We start from the raw sequence: 15,665 nt of genomic DNA, 5'->3' as shown, positions 1-15,665 counted from the left end.
AAACAAAGCACAGCCTCGCACAGGCGCTTGCCATCGCCCCGATGCTGACAAAGCCTCTAGATGGCAGAAAAGATCAGTCGACCCTGTCGAGTAACTGCTGAACGGCGGAGACCAGCAGCAGATAAAAGCTGGCTGCCGTAAACACCCATGCCACCGGACCGTTAAGCGCCATGCCATCAAGAATGGCGTAAGCGGCAAGACCCATCCAGAGCAACGTCACCGGCAAGGTGATCATCCGCCATCGGCGTACACGGACAGGATGGACAAAACGGACGGGGGCGAACGTCAATGCGCAGCACAAAAGCACGAAGATGATCGTGAAGCTCTGCGATGGTGACAACACCATCAGGCCGAACACCACCATGTTCCAGCCTGCAGGAAAACCTTTGAATGAGCCATCCGGCGTCTTCATGCCGTTGTCGGCAAAATAGAGCGCACCGGTAAAGACCACGAGACCGCCGCAAATCCAGTTCCAGGGACTGGACAGCATCAGGCTCCAGGAAAGCGCGAAGGCGGGAAGAAAGACGTAGGTGGCGTAGTCGATCACAAAATCCAGGGACGCCCCCGACCAGCGAGGCAGGCGTTCCGCAATCTTGTAACGGCGAGCCAGAGGACCATCGATACCGTCAACGAAAAAGGCAAGGCCAAGCCAGGCAAACATTTCGGCCCAGTTTTCGCGAGCACCTGCCAGGAGGGCGATCAAAGCAATGGGAGCGCCGGAAGCCGTAAGGATATGGATCAGGAACAGAGCAGGCTCGGTCCTCTCTTTGCCTGGTGTGATATCCGCCACGGGGTTTCCTCGCTTTTGTGATCCGAACGCGACTTGCTGAAGCGTTGGCGTACTGAGATGTGTGCTGGCAGCCTTAGGCCTAAAACCCTATGGTGCACACACCGACGCTGATACGATCCTTTATTGCAATCGTATGACAGTGTGAACCTAAAAAACAGTCCCTACGCCAATAGCGGTGAATTTAGCTTGTCGCGTTTCCCAAAAGGATGAGCGAAACAAGAACGCCTGCCCAGACCAGCAGAACGACGCCTATCGCGGGAGGAAGGATCCGGCTGGGGAAGGTTTTTTCAACGGCCATCAACGCCCCGAGCAGGGCAATCCAGACGATGTTCATCAGCCCGACCGCAAACATGACCGTCATGACGGCCCAGCAACAACCGAGGCAAACCCAGCCCTGAATCAAGCCTTCCCGGAAGCCCGGGACAACGCCGGGAGCCCCCTCGTCCGTGACGAATACCCAGCGAGGATACCAGCATCTGCCGAGGCAGGCCTTTTTGGCCGGTGTGAACTGGTAGAGCCCGGCAGCGAGAAGGACGGACGCCGTCAAGGCCATGCTGGCCGGGGCCATCATGGTCGTCATCGCGCCGGCAACAGACAAGGCCCACTGAGCAGCGGTTGCGACAACGGCATATCCAAGCCACACTGCCAGGTACCCAAACATAGCGGCAACCACAGACCGTCCGGGTGCACTCGTTCCGGTACAGGCTGCGAGCGCGGAGTGATAGGCGCGCAGCATCGGCACGGCCGTTGGCAGCATCATCGCGAGGGCCATCATTGCCCACATGAGGAAGATTTTCGCCAGATCGACAGCCGTCATGTCTGTGCCTGGCATGCCGAAAGTGGCGTTGGTCGGGAGGCACAGGACGGCAAGTGCGGCTCTTGCTTCTGCCGGCAGGCCTGCGAACTGATTGAAACTGTTGAGAATCACCATGCCGGGTCCGGCTTCGCTCATGTCCATCACCGGGACCATGTCGGCGACCATCGCAATCAGATACGCCCAGCCGGAAACGCTCAACAGCGCAACGAGAGCCAGAACAAGTGGCCAGCCGCGGGGGGGCTTCTCCCGGTTAGCGGAGCCGGCTTCATTGGAAAGGATAGTGCGCAAACTCGCCATGGTGACCGTGAACGGGATATCTTTTGATGTGCTCAAGACGTCTTAGAGCATTTTCGGGATCCGGGATTTGATATTACTCATATCGGGTGAGGTATGCCCTGCGTGTATTCGTCCCGTTGATTTTGAACCGGCAAACAGCAATTAAGTCGGTACGCATAAACCAGATGGATTTTTGTCATGGCCAGCAGCCACTCGCGGGAACAGTTCGATATCGCAATCGTCGGCGGAGGCCCTTCCGGGCGCATTGCCGCTCTTGCCTTGGCTCAACAGGGGCTGTCCTGTGTTCTGATTGCTCCGACGTTGGACCAACAGGATTGCCGCACCACCGCGCTGTGGCAAAAATCCATAGATCTTCTTCGCGACATTGGTGTCTGGCCGGCCATCGAAGGCAATGCCGAGGCCTTGAAAAAGATGCGGATGATCGACAGCACAGGTCGGCTCTTTCGAGCACCTGAAGTCGTCTTCGACTGCAGCGAACTTGGCTTGGAAGAGTTTGGTTTCAATATCTTGAACAGCGAACTTAATGTCTTTCTTGAAAAGGCCTGTGCCGCCCAACCTAGCCTTGAGATGATAGCGGACACTGTCGAAACTGCCGAGTTTGGAGATGAACAGGCTATACTTTTCACAAGCGGCGGCATGATAATTTCCACAAGTCTCGCAGTTGCCGCGGATGGCCGCAAGTCCACATTGCGTGAAGCTGCAGGGATCAAGGTGAAGAGCTGGTCTTACCCGCAAGTTGCCGTCGTTCTGAACCTGGAGCACCGTCTTCCTCATCAGCAGATATCGACCGAATTTCATACCTCAACAGGCCCATTCACATTGGTGCCGCTGCCCGGTCGGCAGTCGTCGCTGGTTTGCGTGGAAACCGCGGAAGGTGCCGCAAAGCTGTTGGCGATGACCGATGAGGAGCTGGAAACGGAGCTCGAACGGCGGGCGCATTCCATTCTGGGAAGCTTCAAGCTGGCGTCAAAACCGCAAAGCTTCCCGCTCGCCGGGCTTACGGCCACTTCCCTTGTGGGGCCACGTCTTGCACTTGTTGGCGAGACCGCTCACGTCTTTCCGCCCATCGGCGCCCAGGGGCTGAACCTGTCCATGAGAGACATCCGCGACCTGACCACCATCGTGGCCGCCGCCAGGCATTCGCACGCCGATATCGGCAGCAGACCCCTCCTCTCCTCTTACGAAAAGAAACGGTTCAGCGACATTCGATCACGCACAAACGCGGTCGACGTACTGAACAGATCTCTGCTTACCGAATTCCTGCCGGTTCAGGCGGTGCGGAGCGCCGGCATGTATCTCACCGGCAAGCTGGGGCCGTTGCGGCGCATCCTCATGCGGGAAGGGCTTGCGCCGGGAACGGCGTTTCAACTTCACAGGTAAGCGGTAATGGCGCACTGTTTTCAAGTGCGTGGTTTTGCAACCGCGCGTTTGGCAGTGTGGTACGTCAGGGCCATGAAAATCATCTGACGGAGTGCATTTTCGGGCAGAGGCTTTGCGAGACTGAAGTGAACGCTTCTGTCGCCGCCGTAAACAAGTTCCGGGAACATCCCGCGCCAATCGGCGACCAGCGACGATTGGCAGCTGACGAAAAGGGCAACATCCCCTGCCCCGGATTTGTCATGGTCGATCCTGATGGTCGTTCCGGTTTTCGGCCGCGTCGTCACATAGCTGGCCTCGCCCCATTTCAGGGTTTCCTCAAGCGCTCCGATATCATCCCGCTGCGTTGCGATCTCCACGATCATTGCCCTGATTGTCAGCAGGCAATCCCGTATCTCCGACGGATAGCTTTCGATCAACGCAAGAACGTCCGGATTGTCCTTCACGGCAAAACCTCCTGTTCTTCAGCGGCTGTTCTGTCGTGTGGGTTTATCCACCGGTTGGCAGGAACCCGCTGGTCAACGCCCAGATGAAGCCAGTCACCGTGATGATCGACAGGGCTGTTCCGATCAGAACGAAACTGGATGCCCGCTGAACATATGTTCCATACTGCTGCGCGATGACAAACACGTTTGTCGCCGGCGGAAGGCATGACATCAGGACAGCGGTTGCAATCCAGTTGGGATCGAAGCCACCCAGCCAGGTCAAGAGCAGGAAAATCAGGATCGGGTGCAGCAGAAGTTTCACCCCCAGCACAATCGGCAGTTCCAGCGGTATCCGTCCGATGGGTCGGAGGGCGATGCTGACACCCATCGCAAACAAGGCACAAGGCGCGGCCGCATTGCTGAGATAGCGGAGCAGCGTGTCAATTGCCTGCGGAGGCTTGATCTGGAACGCTGCGGCTATGACGCCGGCAATGGTTGCCAGAATAAAGGGATGGGTGAAGATCCTGATTGCGATCTTTTTCAAGGTCCCGAGGATCGATTCGTCGTCGGTACCGGCCAATGCCATCATCAGCGGTGCCAGAATGAACATCAGCGCGTTATCGAAGGCCAGAATAAGAGCTGTCGGAACAGTCGCCTGTTCGCCAAGAACGGCCAGAGTCAGGCCCGGGCCCATGTAGCCGATGTTGGAATAGGCTCCGGCGATGCCCAAAATGGTGGATTCGCCGATGTTGCCACGCGTTGCCACAACGCCAATGCAGAAGGAGATCGCAAAAACGATGTAGGTCGTGAAGGTCGTCGCGGTGATATAGGAGGCGTTTGCCAGTTCCTCGATCGGCGTTTCCGACAACAGCCGGAAGAAAAGCGCCGGAAGTGCCAAGTAGATCACGAAGAAGTTCATCCAGCTCAGACCTGCCTCCGGCAGGTTCTTGATCTTGCCGGCCCCGAAGCCGAGAAGGATCAGTCCGAAAAACGGAAGAGCCAGTGAAATGACATTCTGCATTCAATTACCAAAGATGAAGACGACGCGCTGTATGGCGGTTTGGTGGGTCTCAAGGCGCTTGCATCTTGCGCCTGGCTTGGATATGGACGCGTGACTTGGAGGTCACCCCGGTGATCCGCATTCCAATCAGGTCTGAGGGCGCATCGCAAGGCCCCATTCATTCGGACAAGGTCGGAAGGCCCTCTTTTCAAGACGGGCGGACAACATGAAAGCATTCGGTCGTAATGTCCCGCAAAAAAAAGCAGCGTAAACACCCGAAGCTCACAGCTGTGCAAAACCGGGTGGAAGGCTTATCGCTGACTGTGGCCATCTGGCTTTTCCGCCTGATCCCCGTCGACATTGCTTCCTACGTCATGGGCGCCTTCTGGCGCCTTCTGGCGCCTTTCAATGCCAGGCACAAACGCGCCCTGCGGCATCTGAAGAAGGCGTTTCCGAACATGCCGCGCGCAGAGCGCGAACGGATCGTGCGCGGGATGTGGGAAAACCTTGGCCGAGTGGCGGCAGAGACCTTCCATATCGACCGTCTTCTGAAACAGGACTACCGGTTCGAGGCGGTGGCGGACGAGATCACCGAACAGGTTCTGAACGGCGAACGTGCCTGTCTGTTCGTATCGTTTCACAGTGCAAACTGGGAGCTGTGTGTTCAGCCGGCCGTGCGCCGCGGCATCGAGATCACCGGCGTCTATCAGGCTTTGCGCAATCCGGAAGCAGACAAGGCCCTTCAGGCGCTCCGAAAAGACCTCTACAAGGGTGGTCTGTTGTCGAAGAGCCATCAGACAGCCCGAAAGATCCTGGCGACCCTGAAAAGTGGCGGGATCGTCGCCATGATGGGTGATCTGCGGGAAACGCGAGGCGTTCAGGTCCCTTTCTTCGATCAGATGGCCTACGCAACGCCCGTGCCGGCATCTCTTGCCCGATCCTGCAATGTGCCGATCGTTGTGGGCCGGGTCGTCCGCAAGAAAGGCGTTCATTTCCGGATAGAAGCCCAGGCTGTCGAAGTGCCGGTCACGGACAACCGTCAGGCGGATATCGAGGCTGCAACAGCGCGTATACATGCGATTTTCGAGAGCTGGATCCGGGAACATCCCGAACAGTGGATGTGGATCCACAAGAAGTGGGCGCCGCCAGGCAAAACCTCCGCCCAGAAGCAGGCTCGCCGCGCGGCAGCGGCGCGTTTGGAAGACGATTAGCCTGTTCTCCTTTCGGGGTATGGTTGCAGCGCAACATTGACGTTATAGCTATGTCTTCAACTGGTGGAGGACAGCTGTTTCATGAAAACCCCAAGCGCATTCTACAAGCCGCTCGCCATCGGCGCGCCGGACCCATACCGCGAACGTCCCGTCTCGCTGGAGCGCATGATTCATTTTGTCCCCCCGCATATCGAAAAGATGCGGTCCAAGGTGCCGGACCTGATCAAGAGCGTCGATGTCGTGCTTGGCAACCTGGAAGACGCCATTCCCGCAGATGCCAAGACGGACGCCCGCAGAGGCTTTATCCAGATGGCACAGGACAACGACTTCGGCACTACCGGTCTTTGGACCAGGGTCAATTGTCTGAACAGCCCCTGGTTTTTGGACGACCTCCTGGAAATCGTGCCTGCAGTTGGTGAAAAGCTCGATGTGGTGATGCTGCCCAAGGTCGAAGGCGCGTGGGACATTCACTACCTCGATCAGCTACTTGCGCAACTGGAAGCCAAGGCCGGTCTTTCCAAACCGATCATGATCCACGCCATTCTGGAAACGGCGGAAGGCGTGAAGAATGTCGAGGAGATCGCGGCGGCGAGCCCGCGGATGCATGGCATGAGCCTGGGGCCAGCAGACCTTGCTGCGTCGAGGGGCATGAAAACCACACGGGTTGGCGGTGGGCACCCGGACTATGCGGTGCTGTCCGACGTGGACAGCGCAGGCGGCCGTACTGCTTATCAGCAGGATCTGTGGCACTATACGGTCGGCAAGATGGTCGATGCCTGCCTGTCTTATGGTCTGAAACCCTTCTATGGCCCATTTGGTGATTTTTCTGACGCGGCAGCCTGTGAAAGCCAGTTCCGCAACGCCTTCCTGATGGGGTGCCTGGGTGCCTGGTCTCTGCATCCGACGCAGATTCAGATCGCAAAAAAGGTCTTTTCTCCCGATCCGGGCGAAGTTGCTTTTGCGCGCAAAATCATTGAAGCAATGCCGGACGGTACCGGAGCGGTGATGATCGACGGCAAGATGCAGGATGACGCGACCTGGAAACAGGCGAAGGTGATCGTGGATCTTGCAAAACTGGTTGCATCGAAGGACGCGGAACGCGCGGAGGTCTATGGCCTTTAGACTTTCGCAAGGCTCGTCGTCTAAGGTTTAATGCTACAATGCTTGCACGCAGGCTGCCGACACGGTATCCCGGCAGTGCATGCAGTATGCGGACGAGTAACCATGCGAACGGCAAAATTCAGAATTGGCCAGGTCGTCCGGCACCGGATTTACCCCTTCCGGGGCGTGATTTTCGATGTCGATCCGACCTTCAGCAATACGGAAGAATGGTGGAACGCGATCCCGGAAGACGTACGTCCTCTGCGCGATCAGCCGTTTTATCATCTCCTCGCCGAGAACGAGGAAACCGAATATGTGGCCTACGTCAGCGAACAGAACCTGGAAGCGGACATGACCGGGGAACCGATACGCCATCCGCAAGTGGAAGAAATTTTCGAAGAACAGACCGACGGGTCCTATCTGCCACGCAGCGTGGAGATCCACTGAACAGGCCGTAGGGACACAGCCTGGTCTGCCGGAATTTTGTTCAAATACGAAAAAGGCCGGAACTTTGGAAGTTCCGGCCTTTTTCAATTCTGAAAACGCAGTTTGTTACTGGCTCTGCTTTTGAGCGTCGATCAGCTTCTGACGCGCTTCGTCGGCCCGCTTCTGCAATTCGCTCTGCAGCTCTTCCTGGCGTTTTTGCAGTTCAGCAAGGTTCATGGGCTCGCCGTCGTAAACCTTTGTGAAGCCGATCAGGGTCATCTTGAAGACGATTTCCTTGGCCTGCTGGTTATACGGAGCCACGATCATTTCGCCGCCCTGCTTCATGGTGTTGATGAAGGAGTCATCAATCGCCAGTTCTGCATAGCAGGCATTGGGTGCGCAGATGCTGTACTTGCCCTGAACGGGCTTGCCGTCATCGATCTGAATGCGAACGCCGGGCTGGATCAGAACGCCGGTCGGTACGGCGACCAGCAGCTTCTTGCGGGCTTCCCCCTCAGTTTCCTGAATGGCAATGTTGCTCAGGAACTGTCCGGTATTTGTGCGCAATTCAATCGAAATAAAGCAGATTTGCTTCTGCGTGTTCGGATTGGTGTTACACGCTTTCGTCCATGGGCTTTTTTCTTCCTGGGCGATTGCGGGTGCACCAGCAAAAGAAGACAGGGCTACGAATGCACCTACTGCACATCCGAACAATCCTCTTTTCAAAACACTCGTCATCGAAACGTCCTCAATCGTGCGTGTACGAAACTTTCGCGTTGTTCTGGGGCATTCCGGAACCAACCGCAAGGCCCGTAACGACATTCAAACCGTTAAACCATGGTAAGACACTTAATTTGGGCGAGAGGGTGGCCGATTTGCAACGCACCCCAAATGGGCAATTCAAACCTGAATATCTTGAGGTTTGTTGTTTGAGCCGGGCGCGTCCCCGTTAACCGTGTGTTATTCTGAACATTGGGAATCAACAGAATCTCCGGCGGTGGTGATGCGTAGTTCGATAGTTTCCGGTCTTCTTTTTCATGCCGGCAAGGCGATCGGTTTGGCGGCTTCGTCCGCTTGTGTGCTCGCGTTGACATTCAACCTACCTGCCGTGGCGGACGAAGAAACCGTGCCCTGGACGCATGCCATTGCCATGCACGGAACGCCCGCCCTTGGTCCTGACGAGCCGTTTCCCTACGCCAACCCCGAAGCGCCTAAAGGCGGCACGATTACACTTGGTGTCCAGGGAACCTTCGACAGCCTGAATTCCTTCATCGTCCAGGGGGGCTGGACGTCGGCCCGCGGCATGCGGGAGCGTGAATTCGGCAACAACGTTCTGGAAAGCCTGATGGTCCGCTCCTATGCGGAACCCTTTTCCCTCTACGGGCTGTTGGCTCAACGTGTGCGGATGCCGGACAGCCGGGAATGGATCGAATTCGAGCTTAACCCGGATGCCAGGTTTTCCGACGGAACGCCTGTTACCGTAGAGGATGTCATCTTTTCTCTGGATGTGATCCGCGACAAGGGCCGCCCCCCCTATCGTAACTGGTATGCAGCCATTACCGAAAAGCAGGTGACCGCGCCGAACCGGCTGAAGCTGGTGTTCGAAAACGGCGACAATCGCGAATTGCCGCTTCTGATTGCACTGGCGCCGATCTACTCCAAGGCCAGCACCGATGCGGAAAACTTCGACAAATCATCCTTGAACCCTCCGGTGGGGACCGGGCCTTACACGTTCAAGACGATCGAGCCGGGCCGGTTGGTCGTTTATGAGAAGAACCCGGATTACTGGGCCAAGGATCTGCCGGTAAAAGCCGGTTTCGACAACTTCGATGAAATCCGGATCGAGTATTTCCGCGACGAAACCACCTTGCAGGAATCCTTCAAAAAGGGCCTGGTTCAGGCACTTCAGTTCCGCGACCCCGCCCGTTGGGCAACGGGCCTAGATTTTCCGGCGGTGAAAAACGGCGACGTGCTCAAGCGCGCGATTCCGCTGGGTATCCCCGCAGCCATGCAAGGTATCGCGTTCAACACCCGCAGGGATCAATTCTCCGATCCTGCCGTGCGCAAGGCTTTGCGCATGCTGTTCGATTTCGAGTGGGTGAACCGCAACCTTTACTATGGCCTTTACACGCGCACGGCCGGTTACTGGGACAATTCGGAGCTGTCGTCGATCGGCCGCCCGGCGAGCGATCGCGAAAAGGAGCTGCTTGCCCCCTACCCCGATGCGGTCGACCCTGAAGTGATGGACGGCACCTGGCGTCCGGCCGAAGCCGATGGGTCGGGACGGGACAGGAAAGTGCTGCGGGCGGCGCTCGAAGCGTTTGGCAAGGCCGGTTACAAGCTCAAGGACGGCAAACTCGTTCATGCCGAAAGCGGCAAGCAGCTTTCTTTCGAAATCCTGGCGAAGAACGAAGACGAAGAGAAGCTGGCCCTTGCCTACATCCGGACGCTGGAGCTGCTCGGTGTTGAGGCAAGCGTACGCAGTGTCGATCCCACCCAGTTCGAAGATCGCAGGACCAAACGTGATTTCGATATGGTGTTCAACACCTGGACCTCCTCGTTGTCCCCCGGAGCCGAACAATATGGCCGCTGGTCGTCAAAAGCCGCGGAAACAGAAGGCTCCTTCAACTTTGTCGGGGCGCACGAGCCTGCAATAGACGCGATGATCGATGAAATCGTCGGAGCACGGAGCCGGGATGATTTCGTCTCCGCCGTTCGCGCATTCGATCGCGTTCTGATTTCCGGCGCCTATGCAGTACCGCTCTACCATGTCGCAGACGATTGGGTTGCTCACTGGAAGCAGGTCGTACCACCTCAAAACGAGTCGCTTTATGGCCACGAGTACGACACCTGGTGGTCAGCCACGGCGCAATAATCGGACCAATGGACGAAGAATAATATGAAAGCCACGCCTGAAAGCCTGTCCGAGGAATATCATCAAAGCGGAGCCTGGTCCGATGTGCCGCTAGATGAAATGTTCCGAAAGACAGCAGCAGAACACCCCGACCGGCTCGCCCTGGTCGATGCTCCGGACAGGGCAACCTGGACCGGCGGCCTTCCCCGAGCACTGACCTATGCCGAAGCTGACCGTGAGATTGATCGGCTCGCGGCCTTTTACACGACCGTTGGCCTTTCATCCGATCATGTTGTCGGTGTTCAGGCTCCCAATACGGTCGATACCGTCATCGCGATCCTGGCCGCGCTGCGGACCGATCTGATCATATCCCCGCTGCCACTGCACTGGCGGCAGAAAAACGTTCTGGAAGCGCTGAATTCCATTGGCGCCAAGGGGTTCGTTGCCGCTGATCGCGTCGAAACGCGTGATGTTGGTGTGGCCGCGCGCGATGTTGCCGCAGATCTGTTCTCGTTGCGGTTCGTTTTCGGGCTCGGCAAGGATATCCCGGACGGGTTGATCGAACTTGGTCCGATGCTTGCCGAAATGGGTGATGAGTTGAAGTTCACCCCCAGCGAGCGCCCTGATCCGGCGGATCACACCGCAACCATCTGCTGGAGCCGCAGCGGTGAGGAAAATGTTCCGGTCACACGCTGTCACAATCACTGGGTATCCGTTGCGCACATGATCGTGCAGGAAGCCCATGTGCGCGATGCCAGCGTGATGGTTCTGCCTTACTCGCTCAGCGGGTTGACCGGGCTTGGCGGAGGACTTGCACCCTGGCTGTTGACCGGTAGCACCCTTCACCTGCATCACCCGACCTCCCTTGCAAATCTTGCTGCGCACGCAAACGAGGTTCAGGCGGATGTCGTGACGACACCCGGGCCGTTGGCTCAGACGCTCGACCGGAAACTGGAAAACACCAAAACAACCTTGCTTGCGGCCTGGAATATAGCGGCTCCCCATCCGACAACTTTCGTTGCCCGGCGCCGGCTGATTGACCTTCACATCGCTGACGAGTTTGCTCTCGTGGCCAAAGCGCGAGGTCCATCGGCGAAGACGAAAGCCACCGCGCTGGGAAAGCATAGCGGGCCAATAGGGTGCGAAAGCGGGCCAGCCCTTCTTGAAATCGCAGTCACCGACGAGGTGGAAGCACAGATTCCGACGCTTTTGGTCAAGGGGCCCATTGTTCCCGATGTCGGCTGGCGTACCATCAACGGTGATCAGAGGCGTGTTCGCTGGGAAGGCAACGGTTTCCTGAACACAAATATCAAGGTCGAACTGACAGATGGGGGTATCGCCGGTTTCGGGATACCGGGGCATTACGCTCTCGGTACTGGCAATCTCGAGACGGTTGATGTGGTCTATGCCGGTTATCCGGGTATCCGGGAAGCCGCGGCCTTCATCGTGGAAGATCCGCTCCTGGGTGCCAGGATGTATGCAGCGCTCGTTCCCGAAGCCGGGAATGTGCCTGACGCAGGTGCCTTTTTTGCCTATCTGGATGCCGAAGGCGTGGATCTTGCCAAGATCCCCCATCGTGTGCTGATTTTACAGTCACTGCCGCGGAATGAGGACGGAACCATCAGCCGTGAACGGCTGACCATGCGGACGCAGCGTTTGCCCGCCGCCGTGGCGTAGGTGGGGATAAAGAATGGATGTTGAAACGTCGCTTTCCTGGCGCGGCCCGTATTGGTATGCGGGACGTCGGCCGAGGCGGAGCAGCAATGGCGATGCGCCCGAAGATTTAGACGTCTCTCTCGTCAGCATGTTCGAGAGGGGCAGCAAGCTTCCCACGGCGCTGCCCGCCGCGATCGTGGTCGATATCAGCAGCCTAGAAAACGAGCGCCGCGACGGTTTCTTTTCCTGGCTCTTGCCCCAAATCAGAAACCTTGCCAGCGAAGTCCCCTTTTACATCCTCACCGGCAGCGACGATATTCTGCCAACCGGCCTTCAGCCGACGGCGATCATTGACAGGATCGTGCCCGACGAAGTGCTGCTGATGCTGATCTGCATCCATCAGCGCGCACTGCTTCGATCCGACGAGGCCCAGCTTCGCAGGCGTATCTTCGGCAGAATTCCAGGTTTCGGCAGCGCTCCCCATCATTCCGGGACGAGCAGCCTGCTGGTGGTTGGCGTCAGTGGCCGGTTCCTGGAATGGCAAGATGCCAGCGAAGAAAAGGTTGAAGTTGTCGGTGCTTTTGACGGGAGCATGGCGGTCGAATTCATGTCGAAACGCGCGTTCGATGCGGTTGTGATAGACGCTCCGTTTGATGATGCCGTCGACTATATGCAGCAGATCAGAAGGGATGCCCGCTTCGCCGGATTGCCGGTACTGGCAGTCTGTGAGCGGGAGGAAGATATCGCGCATATCTTCCGGAACGGAGCTTCCGACGTTCTCGTCGGTGAAAACCGCAAGGAAACCCTCGCCCACCGCTTGAACTCTGCAACGCGGTTTGGCAAACGGCGGCGCCTTGCTGACCGAGTGCTAGCGGAAAGTCATGTTTGGTTGCGCCAGCGGATCACGCAAGGCGGTCTTGGGGTGGAGGAATACACCAGGTATCTGGAAGCTTGCAGCAACGGTCTTGCCGCGCGCGGGCTCGATCTTTGGGAAATGAGGCTTCAACCGGAAAATTTCGGCATTGCCGTATCGTCTTCGGAGGAACTGGACGATATCAATGCGACCTTGTTGTCTATCGCCGACGCCACCAGCCGGGACGAGGACCTCGTCTGTCTCGTGAAGGATTTCGGGCCGGTGGCTGTTTTGAAAAATGAAGCCGGCACAACCAGGTTACAGAAACGGATCAACTCCATCCTTACGCACACTGTTCTGTGAACGGATGCCACTCCTGCGACGCGTTTTATGGATTGCCTTAACACTGCCGTGAATTTGGGGTTGGCATATTTGTCAGAGTCTTTAGCCTGATAAAATGTCTCCAACGCTCTGGATGTCCGATGACCATACTGTCCGCCCTTACCGTCGATGTCGTTTCCGATGTGATGTGCCCCTGGTGCTTTATCGGAAAAAGGCGCCTGGAAGCGGCGTTGAAGTCGGTTCCACAGCTCGACGTGCTGGTTCGTTGGCACCCGTTTCAGCTCGACGCGACCTTGCCGAAGTCGGGTAAGGACCGAAAGCAATATCTGAGCGACAAATTTGGAGGCCTGGACAAGGCCGACGCTTTTTACACGCAGATCAAGGCAGCGGGGCAGGAAGAAGGCATAGACTTTGCCTTTGAGGACATCACCTTGTCGCCGAACACGCTCGACTGTCACAGGTTGATCCTCTGGTCCCGCGATGATGATCTTCAGGACGAGGTCGTGGAACTGCTGTTCAAAGCCTACTTCCTGAATGGGGAGGATCTCACGCGTTCTGAGGTGCTGGTTCGCATTGCCGAGGAAGCGGGTATGCAGTCTGATCTGGTGGAGCACCTTCTGGGAACGGAAACCGATCTTGATAAGGTCGAGGCGCAAATTGCCAATGCTCACAAGTCAGGGATCACCGGGGTGCCCTGTTTCATCATAGACGGCCGGTTTGTACTGGCTGGAGCTGAAAAGCCGGAGACCATCGCGGCAGCCCTTCTTCATGCGGAAGAAACCCGAACCGATCCGCAGGCTGCAATCTCCAATTAGCGGCGTCCTCCTGAAGTCAAAACCAAAAAGCCCGCCGGGTGGCGGGCTTTTCTCATTCTCGAACTCAAACCAGGCCGAAATCAGCCACGCAGGATCGAACGACCTGCATAAACCGCCTGTGCGCCCAGTTCTTCCTCGATACGGATGAGCTGGTTGTACTTTGCAAGCCGGTCGGAACGGGCCAGCGATCCGGTTTTGATCTGGCCGCAGTTGGTGGCAACAGCGAGGTCGGCAATGGTGCTGTCTTCGGTTTCACCCGAGCGGTGGGACATCACTGCGGTATAGGCAGCCTTGTGCGCGGTTTCGACGGCATCCAGCGTTTCGGAAAGCGTCCCGATCTGGTTGACCTTGATGAGGATCGAGTTGGCAACGCCAAGATCGATGCCCTTGCGCAGGCGCTCAGAGTTGGTCACGAATAGATCGTCGCCGACGAGCTGGCACTTGTTGCCGATGAGGTCGGTGGTGGCTTTCCAGCCGTCCCAGTCGTCTTCAGCAAGGCCGTCTTCGATCGAAATGATCGGGTAGCGGGACACGAGATCGGCGAGATATTTTGCCATTTCCTCAGGCGCCAACGTCTTGCCTTCGCCTTCCAGCACGTATTTGCCGTCCTTGAAGAACTCGGTCGATGCCGCGTCCAGTGCCAGGAAGACATCTTCGCCCGGCTTGTAACCGGCGGTTTCGATTGCCTTCATGACGAAGCCGATAGCGGCATCGGTGGATTCCAGATTGGGAGCAAAGCCGCCTTCATCACCTACATTGGTGTTGTGACCGGCTGCGTTCAGCGCCTTTTTCAGGGTGTGGAAAATTTCAGACCCCATGCGTACGGCATCGCCAAGCGACTCGGCACCAACCGGCATGATCATGAATTCCTGGAAGTCGATCGGATTGTCGGCATGCGCACCGCCGTTGATGATGTTCATCATGGGAACCGGAAGCGTGCGGGCGGACGTGCCGCCAACATAGCGATACAGCGGCAGGCCGGATGCCTGGGCGGCAGCGCGGGCAACGGCAAGTGAAACACCCAGGATGGCGTTCGCGCCTAGGCGCGACTTGTTGTGGGTACCGTCGAGATCGATCATCGCCTGGTCGATCTGAAGCTGATCTTCAGCGTCCAGACCGCCGACGGTCTCGAAGATTTCGCCATTGACTGCATCAACGGCGTTCTGGACACCCTTGCCCATGAAACGGTCGCCGCCATCGCGCAGTTCAACGGCTTCATGCGCACCGGTGGACGCGCCGGACGGAACAGCTGCCCGGCCAAAGGAGCCATCCTCCAGGAAAACGTCGACTTCGACGGTCGGGTTACCACGGCTGTCGAAAATCTGACGGCCGATGACATCGATAATGGCGGTCATGGAAAGAACTCCCTTGTCGCATGCACCTGAATTGTAAGGTTGCCGGAGACAGTCCGGCTGTTTGGAAGCCGGAGGACCGGCGGTTTTCCGGGAGCTCTTGCCCCACAAAGGAAAGCCGCACACAAGGCGCGGCTGAAATTGACTATTCTGCGGCGGTTGCCGGGGCCTTGACGACGTTGTCGAGAGCCTTCAACTGCGCCAGCAACGCTTCGAGCTGATCGAGCGGCACCATGTTCGGTCCATCGGACGGAGCGTTGTCCGGATCTGGGTGCGTTTCGATGAAGAGGCCGGCAACGCCAACTGCGACGGCAGCGCGGGCAAGAACGGGCACCATGGTCCGGTCGCC

The 15,665-nt window shown here is 57.5% G+C and carries 14 protein-coding genes and 1 pseudogene; 8 read left to right on the top strand and 7 right to left on the bottom strand.

Translation table 11 applies throughout. The features are described 5' to 3' along the window. Window positions 1–73 precede the first annotated feature (73 nt). Together SIAM614_RS10725 and SIAM614_RS10720 are read right to left on the bottom strand one after the other, a co-directional pair. Window positions 74–790 (bottom strand): CDP-alcohol phosphatidyltransferase family protein, encoded by a 717-nt coding sequence (locus tag SIAM614_RS10725; protein WP_006934396.1) that lies wholly within the window; start codon window positions 788–790, stop codon window positions 74–76. Between the two features lie 181 nt (window positions 791–971). After that, window positions 972–1,940 carry a DUF2182 domain-containing protein gene (locus SIAM614_RS10720; RefSeq protein ID WP_208983955.1) on the bottom strand — a complete coding sequence of 323 codons (969 nt, stop codon included), beginning with the start codon at window positions 1,938–1,940 and terminating at the stop codon, window positions 972–974. Between the two features lie 141 nt (window positions 1,941–2,081). Here SIAM614_RS10720 and SIAM614_RS10715 point away from each other — a divergent pair, with 141 nt between their 5' ends. Continuing rightward, the gene (locus tag SIAM614_RS10715) at window positions 2,082–3,284 is read left to right on the top strand and encodes a UbiH/UbiF family hydroxylase (protein ID WP_006934392.1); all 1,203 of its coding nucleotides are present in this window, start codon (window positions 2,082–2,084) and stop codon (window positions 3,282–3,284) included. A gap of 20 nt (window positions 3,285–3,304) precedes the next feature. Here the strand turns inward: SIAM614_RS10715 and SIAM614_RS10710 are convergent, their stop codons facing one another. Both SIAM614_RS10710 and SIAM614_RS10705 read right to left on the bottom strand, forming a co-directional pair. Beyond that, window positions 3,305–3,727, bottom strand: a complete 423-nt coding sequence (locus tag SIAM614_RS10710; RefSeq protein ID WP_006934391.1) for a DUF1801 domain-containing protein — start codon at window positions 3,725–3,727, stop codon at window positions 3,305–3,307. Between the two features lie 43 nt (window positions 3,728–3,770). After that, the gene (locus SIAM614_RS10705) at window positions 3,771–4,727 is read right to left on the bottom strand and encodes an AEC family transporter (RefSeq protein WP_006934390.1); all 957 of its coding nucleotides are present in this window, start codon (window positions 4,725–4,727) and stop codon (window positions 3,771–3,773) included. 302 nt (window positions 4,728–5,029) lie between these two features. Between SIAM614_RS10705 and SIAM614_RS10700 the strand changes: the two genes are divergently transcribed. From SIAM614_RS10700 to hspQ, 3 genes are all read left to right on the top strand, one after another. Beyond that, complete coding sequence (locus SIAM614_RS10700; protein WP_208983954.1) at window positions 5,030–5,917, top strand: lysophospholipid acyltransferase family protein; 888 nt, start codon at window positions 5,030–5,032, stop codon at window positions 5,915–5,917. Window positions 5,918–5,998: 81 nt separating this feature from the next. Next, a complete protein-coding gene (locus SIAM614_RS10695; RefSeq protein ID WP_006934388.1) occupies window positions 5,999–7,039 on the top strand; it encodes an HpcH/HpaI aldolase/citrate lyase family protein in 1,041 nt (346 codons plus the stop codon). A gap of 102 nt (window positions 7,040–7,141) precedes the next feature. After that, window positions 7,142–7,465: a heat shock protein HspQ gene (hspQ, locus tag SIAM614_RS10690; RefSeq protein WP_006934378.1), complete on the top strand. Its 324-nt coding sequence runs from the start codon at window positions 7,142–7,144 to the stop codon at window positions 7,463–7,465. Window positions 7,466–7,570: 105 nt separating this feature from the next. Here the strand turns inward: hspQ and SIAM614_RS10685 are convergent, their stop codons facing one another. Then, complete coding sequence (locus SIAM614_RS10685; RefSeq protein ID WP_040439891.1) at window positions 7,571–8,182, bottom strand: invasion associated locus B family protein; 612 nt, start codon at window positions 8,180–8,182, stop codon at window positions 7,571–7,573. A 265-nt stretch (window positions 8,183–8,447) separates the two neighbouring features. On the opposite strand from SIAM614_RS10685, the gene SIAM614_RS10680 reads away from it, so the two are divergent. The 4 genes from SIAM614_RS10680 to SIAM614_RS10665 all read left to right on the top strand — a co-directional run bounded on the left by SIAM614_RS10680 (window position 8,448) and on the right by SIAM614_RS10665 (window position 13,964). Beyond that, the gene (locus SIAM614_RS10680) at window positions 8,448–10,319 is read left to right on the top strand and encodes an extracellular solute-binding protein (protein ID WP_006934376.1); all 1,872 of its coding nucleotides are present in this window, start codon (window positions 8,448–8,450) and stop codon (window positions 10,317–10,319) included. A gap of 24 nt (window positions 10,320–10,343) precedes the next feature. Continuing rightward, window positions 10,344–11,975, top strand: a complete 1,632-nt coding sequence (locus tag SIAM614_RS10675; RefSeq protein ID WP_006934375.1) for an AMP-binding protein — start codon at window positions 10,344–10,346, stop codon at window positions 11,973–11,975. A gap of 13 nt (window positions 11,976–11,988) precedes the next feature. Continuing rightward, complete coding sequence (locus tag SIAM614_RS10670; RefSeq protein ID WP_208983953.1) at window positions 11,989–13,170, top strand: PleD family two-component system response regulator; 1,182 nt, start codon at window positions 11,989–11,991, stop codon at window positions 13,168–13,170. Between the two features lie 119 nt (window positions 13,171–13,289). Further along, the gene (locus SIAM614_RS10665; protein ID WP_006934373.1) at window positions 13,290–13,964 is read left to right on the top strand and encodes a DsbA family oxidoreductase; all 675 of its coding nucleotides are present in this window, start codon (window positions 13,290–13,292) and stop codon (window positions 13,962–13,964) included. A gap of 80 nt (window positions 13,965–14,044) precedes the next feature. On the opposite strand, the gene eno is transcribed toward SIAM614_RS10665, so the two are convergent. Both eno and SIAM614_RS10655 read right to left on the bottom strand, forming a co-directional pair. Then, complete coding sequence (eno, locus tag SIAM614_RS10660; protein ID WP_006934372.1) at window positions 14,045–15,319, bottom strand: phosphopyruvate hydratase; 1,275 nt, start codon at window positions 15,317–15,319, stop codon at window positions 14,045–14,047. Between the two features lie 142 nt (window positions 15,320–15,461). Beyond that, window positions 15,462–15,665: pseudogene (locus SIAM614_RS10655) on the bottom strand (3-deoxy-8-phosphooctulonate synthase); the annotation flags it as partial.

The organism is Roseibium aggregatum IAM 12614, from assembly GCF_000168975.1.
Lineage (GTDB): Bacteria > Pseudomonadota > Alphaproteobacteria > Rhizobiales > Stappiaceae > Roseibium > Roseibium aggregatum.
This window is presented reverse-complemented; position numbering and strand designations above follow the sequence as displayed.

Excerpts from the sequence above, each read along its gene's own strand:
- SIAM614_RS10715 (WP_006934392.1), top strand. The coding sequence starts at position 2,082 with ATGGCCAGCAGCCACTCGCGGGAACAGTTCGATATCGCAATCGTCGGC.
- SIAM614_RS10705 (WP_006934390.1), bottom strand. The coding sequence starts at position 4,727 with ATGCAGAATGTCATTTCACTGGCTCTTCCGTTTTTCGGACTGATCCTT.
- SIAM614_RS10695 (WP_006934388.1), top strand. The coding sequence starts at position 5,999 with ATGAAAACCCCAAGCGCATTCTACAAGCCGCTCGCCATCGGCGCGCCG.
- hspQ (WP_006934378.1), top strand. The coding sequence starts at position 7,142 with ATGCGAACGGCAAAATTCAGAATTGGCCAGGTCGTCCGGCACCGGATT.
- SIAM614_RS10685 (WP_040439891.1), bottom strand. The coding sequence starts at position 8,182 with ATGACGAGTGTTTTGAAAAGAGGATTGTTCGGATGTGCAGTAGGTGCA.
- SIAM614_RS10680 (WP_006934376.1), top strand. The coding sequence starts at position 8,448 with ATGCGTAGTTCGATAGTTTCCGGTCTTCTTTTTCATGCCGGCAAGGCG.
- SIAM614_RS10675 (WP_006934375.1), top strand. The coding sequence starts at position 10,344 with ATGAAAGCCACGCCTGAAAGCCTGTCCGAGGAATATCATCAAAGCGGA.
- SIAM614_RS10670 (WP_208983953.1), top strand. The coding sequence starts at position 11,989 with ATGGATGTTGAAACGTCGCTTTCCTGGCGCGGCCCGTATTGGTATGCG.
- SIAM614_RS10665 (WP_006934373.1), top strand. The coding sequence starts at position 13,290 with ATGACCATACTGTCCGCCCTTACCGTCGATGTCGTTTCCGATGTGATG.
- eno (WP_006934372.1), bottom strand. The coding sequence starts at position 15,319 with ATGACCGCCATTATCGATGTCATCGGCCGTCAGATTTTCGACAGCCGT.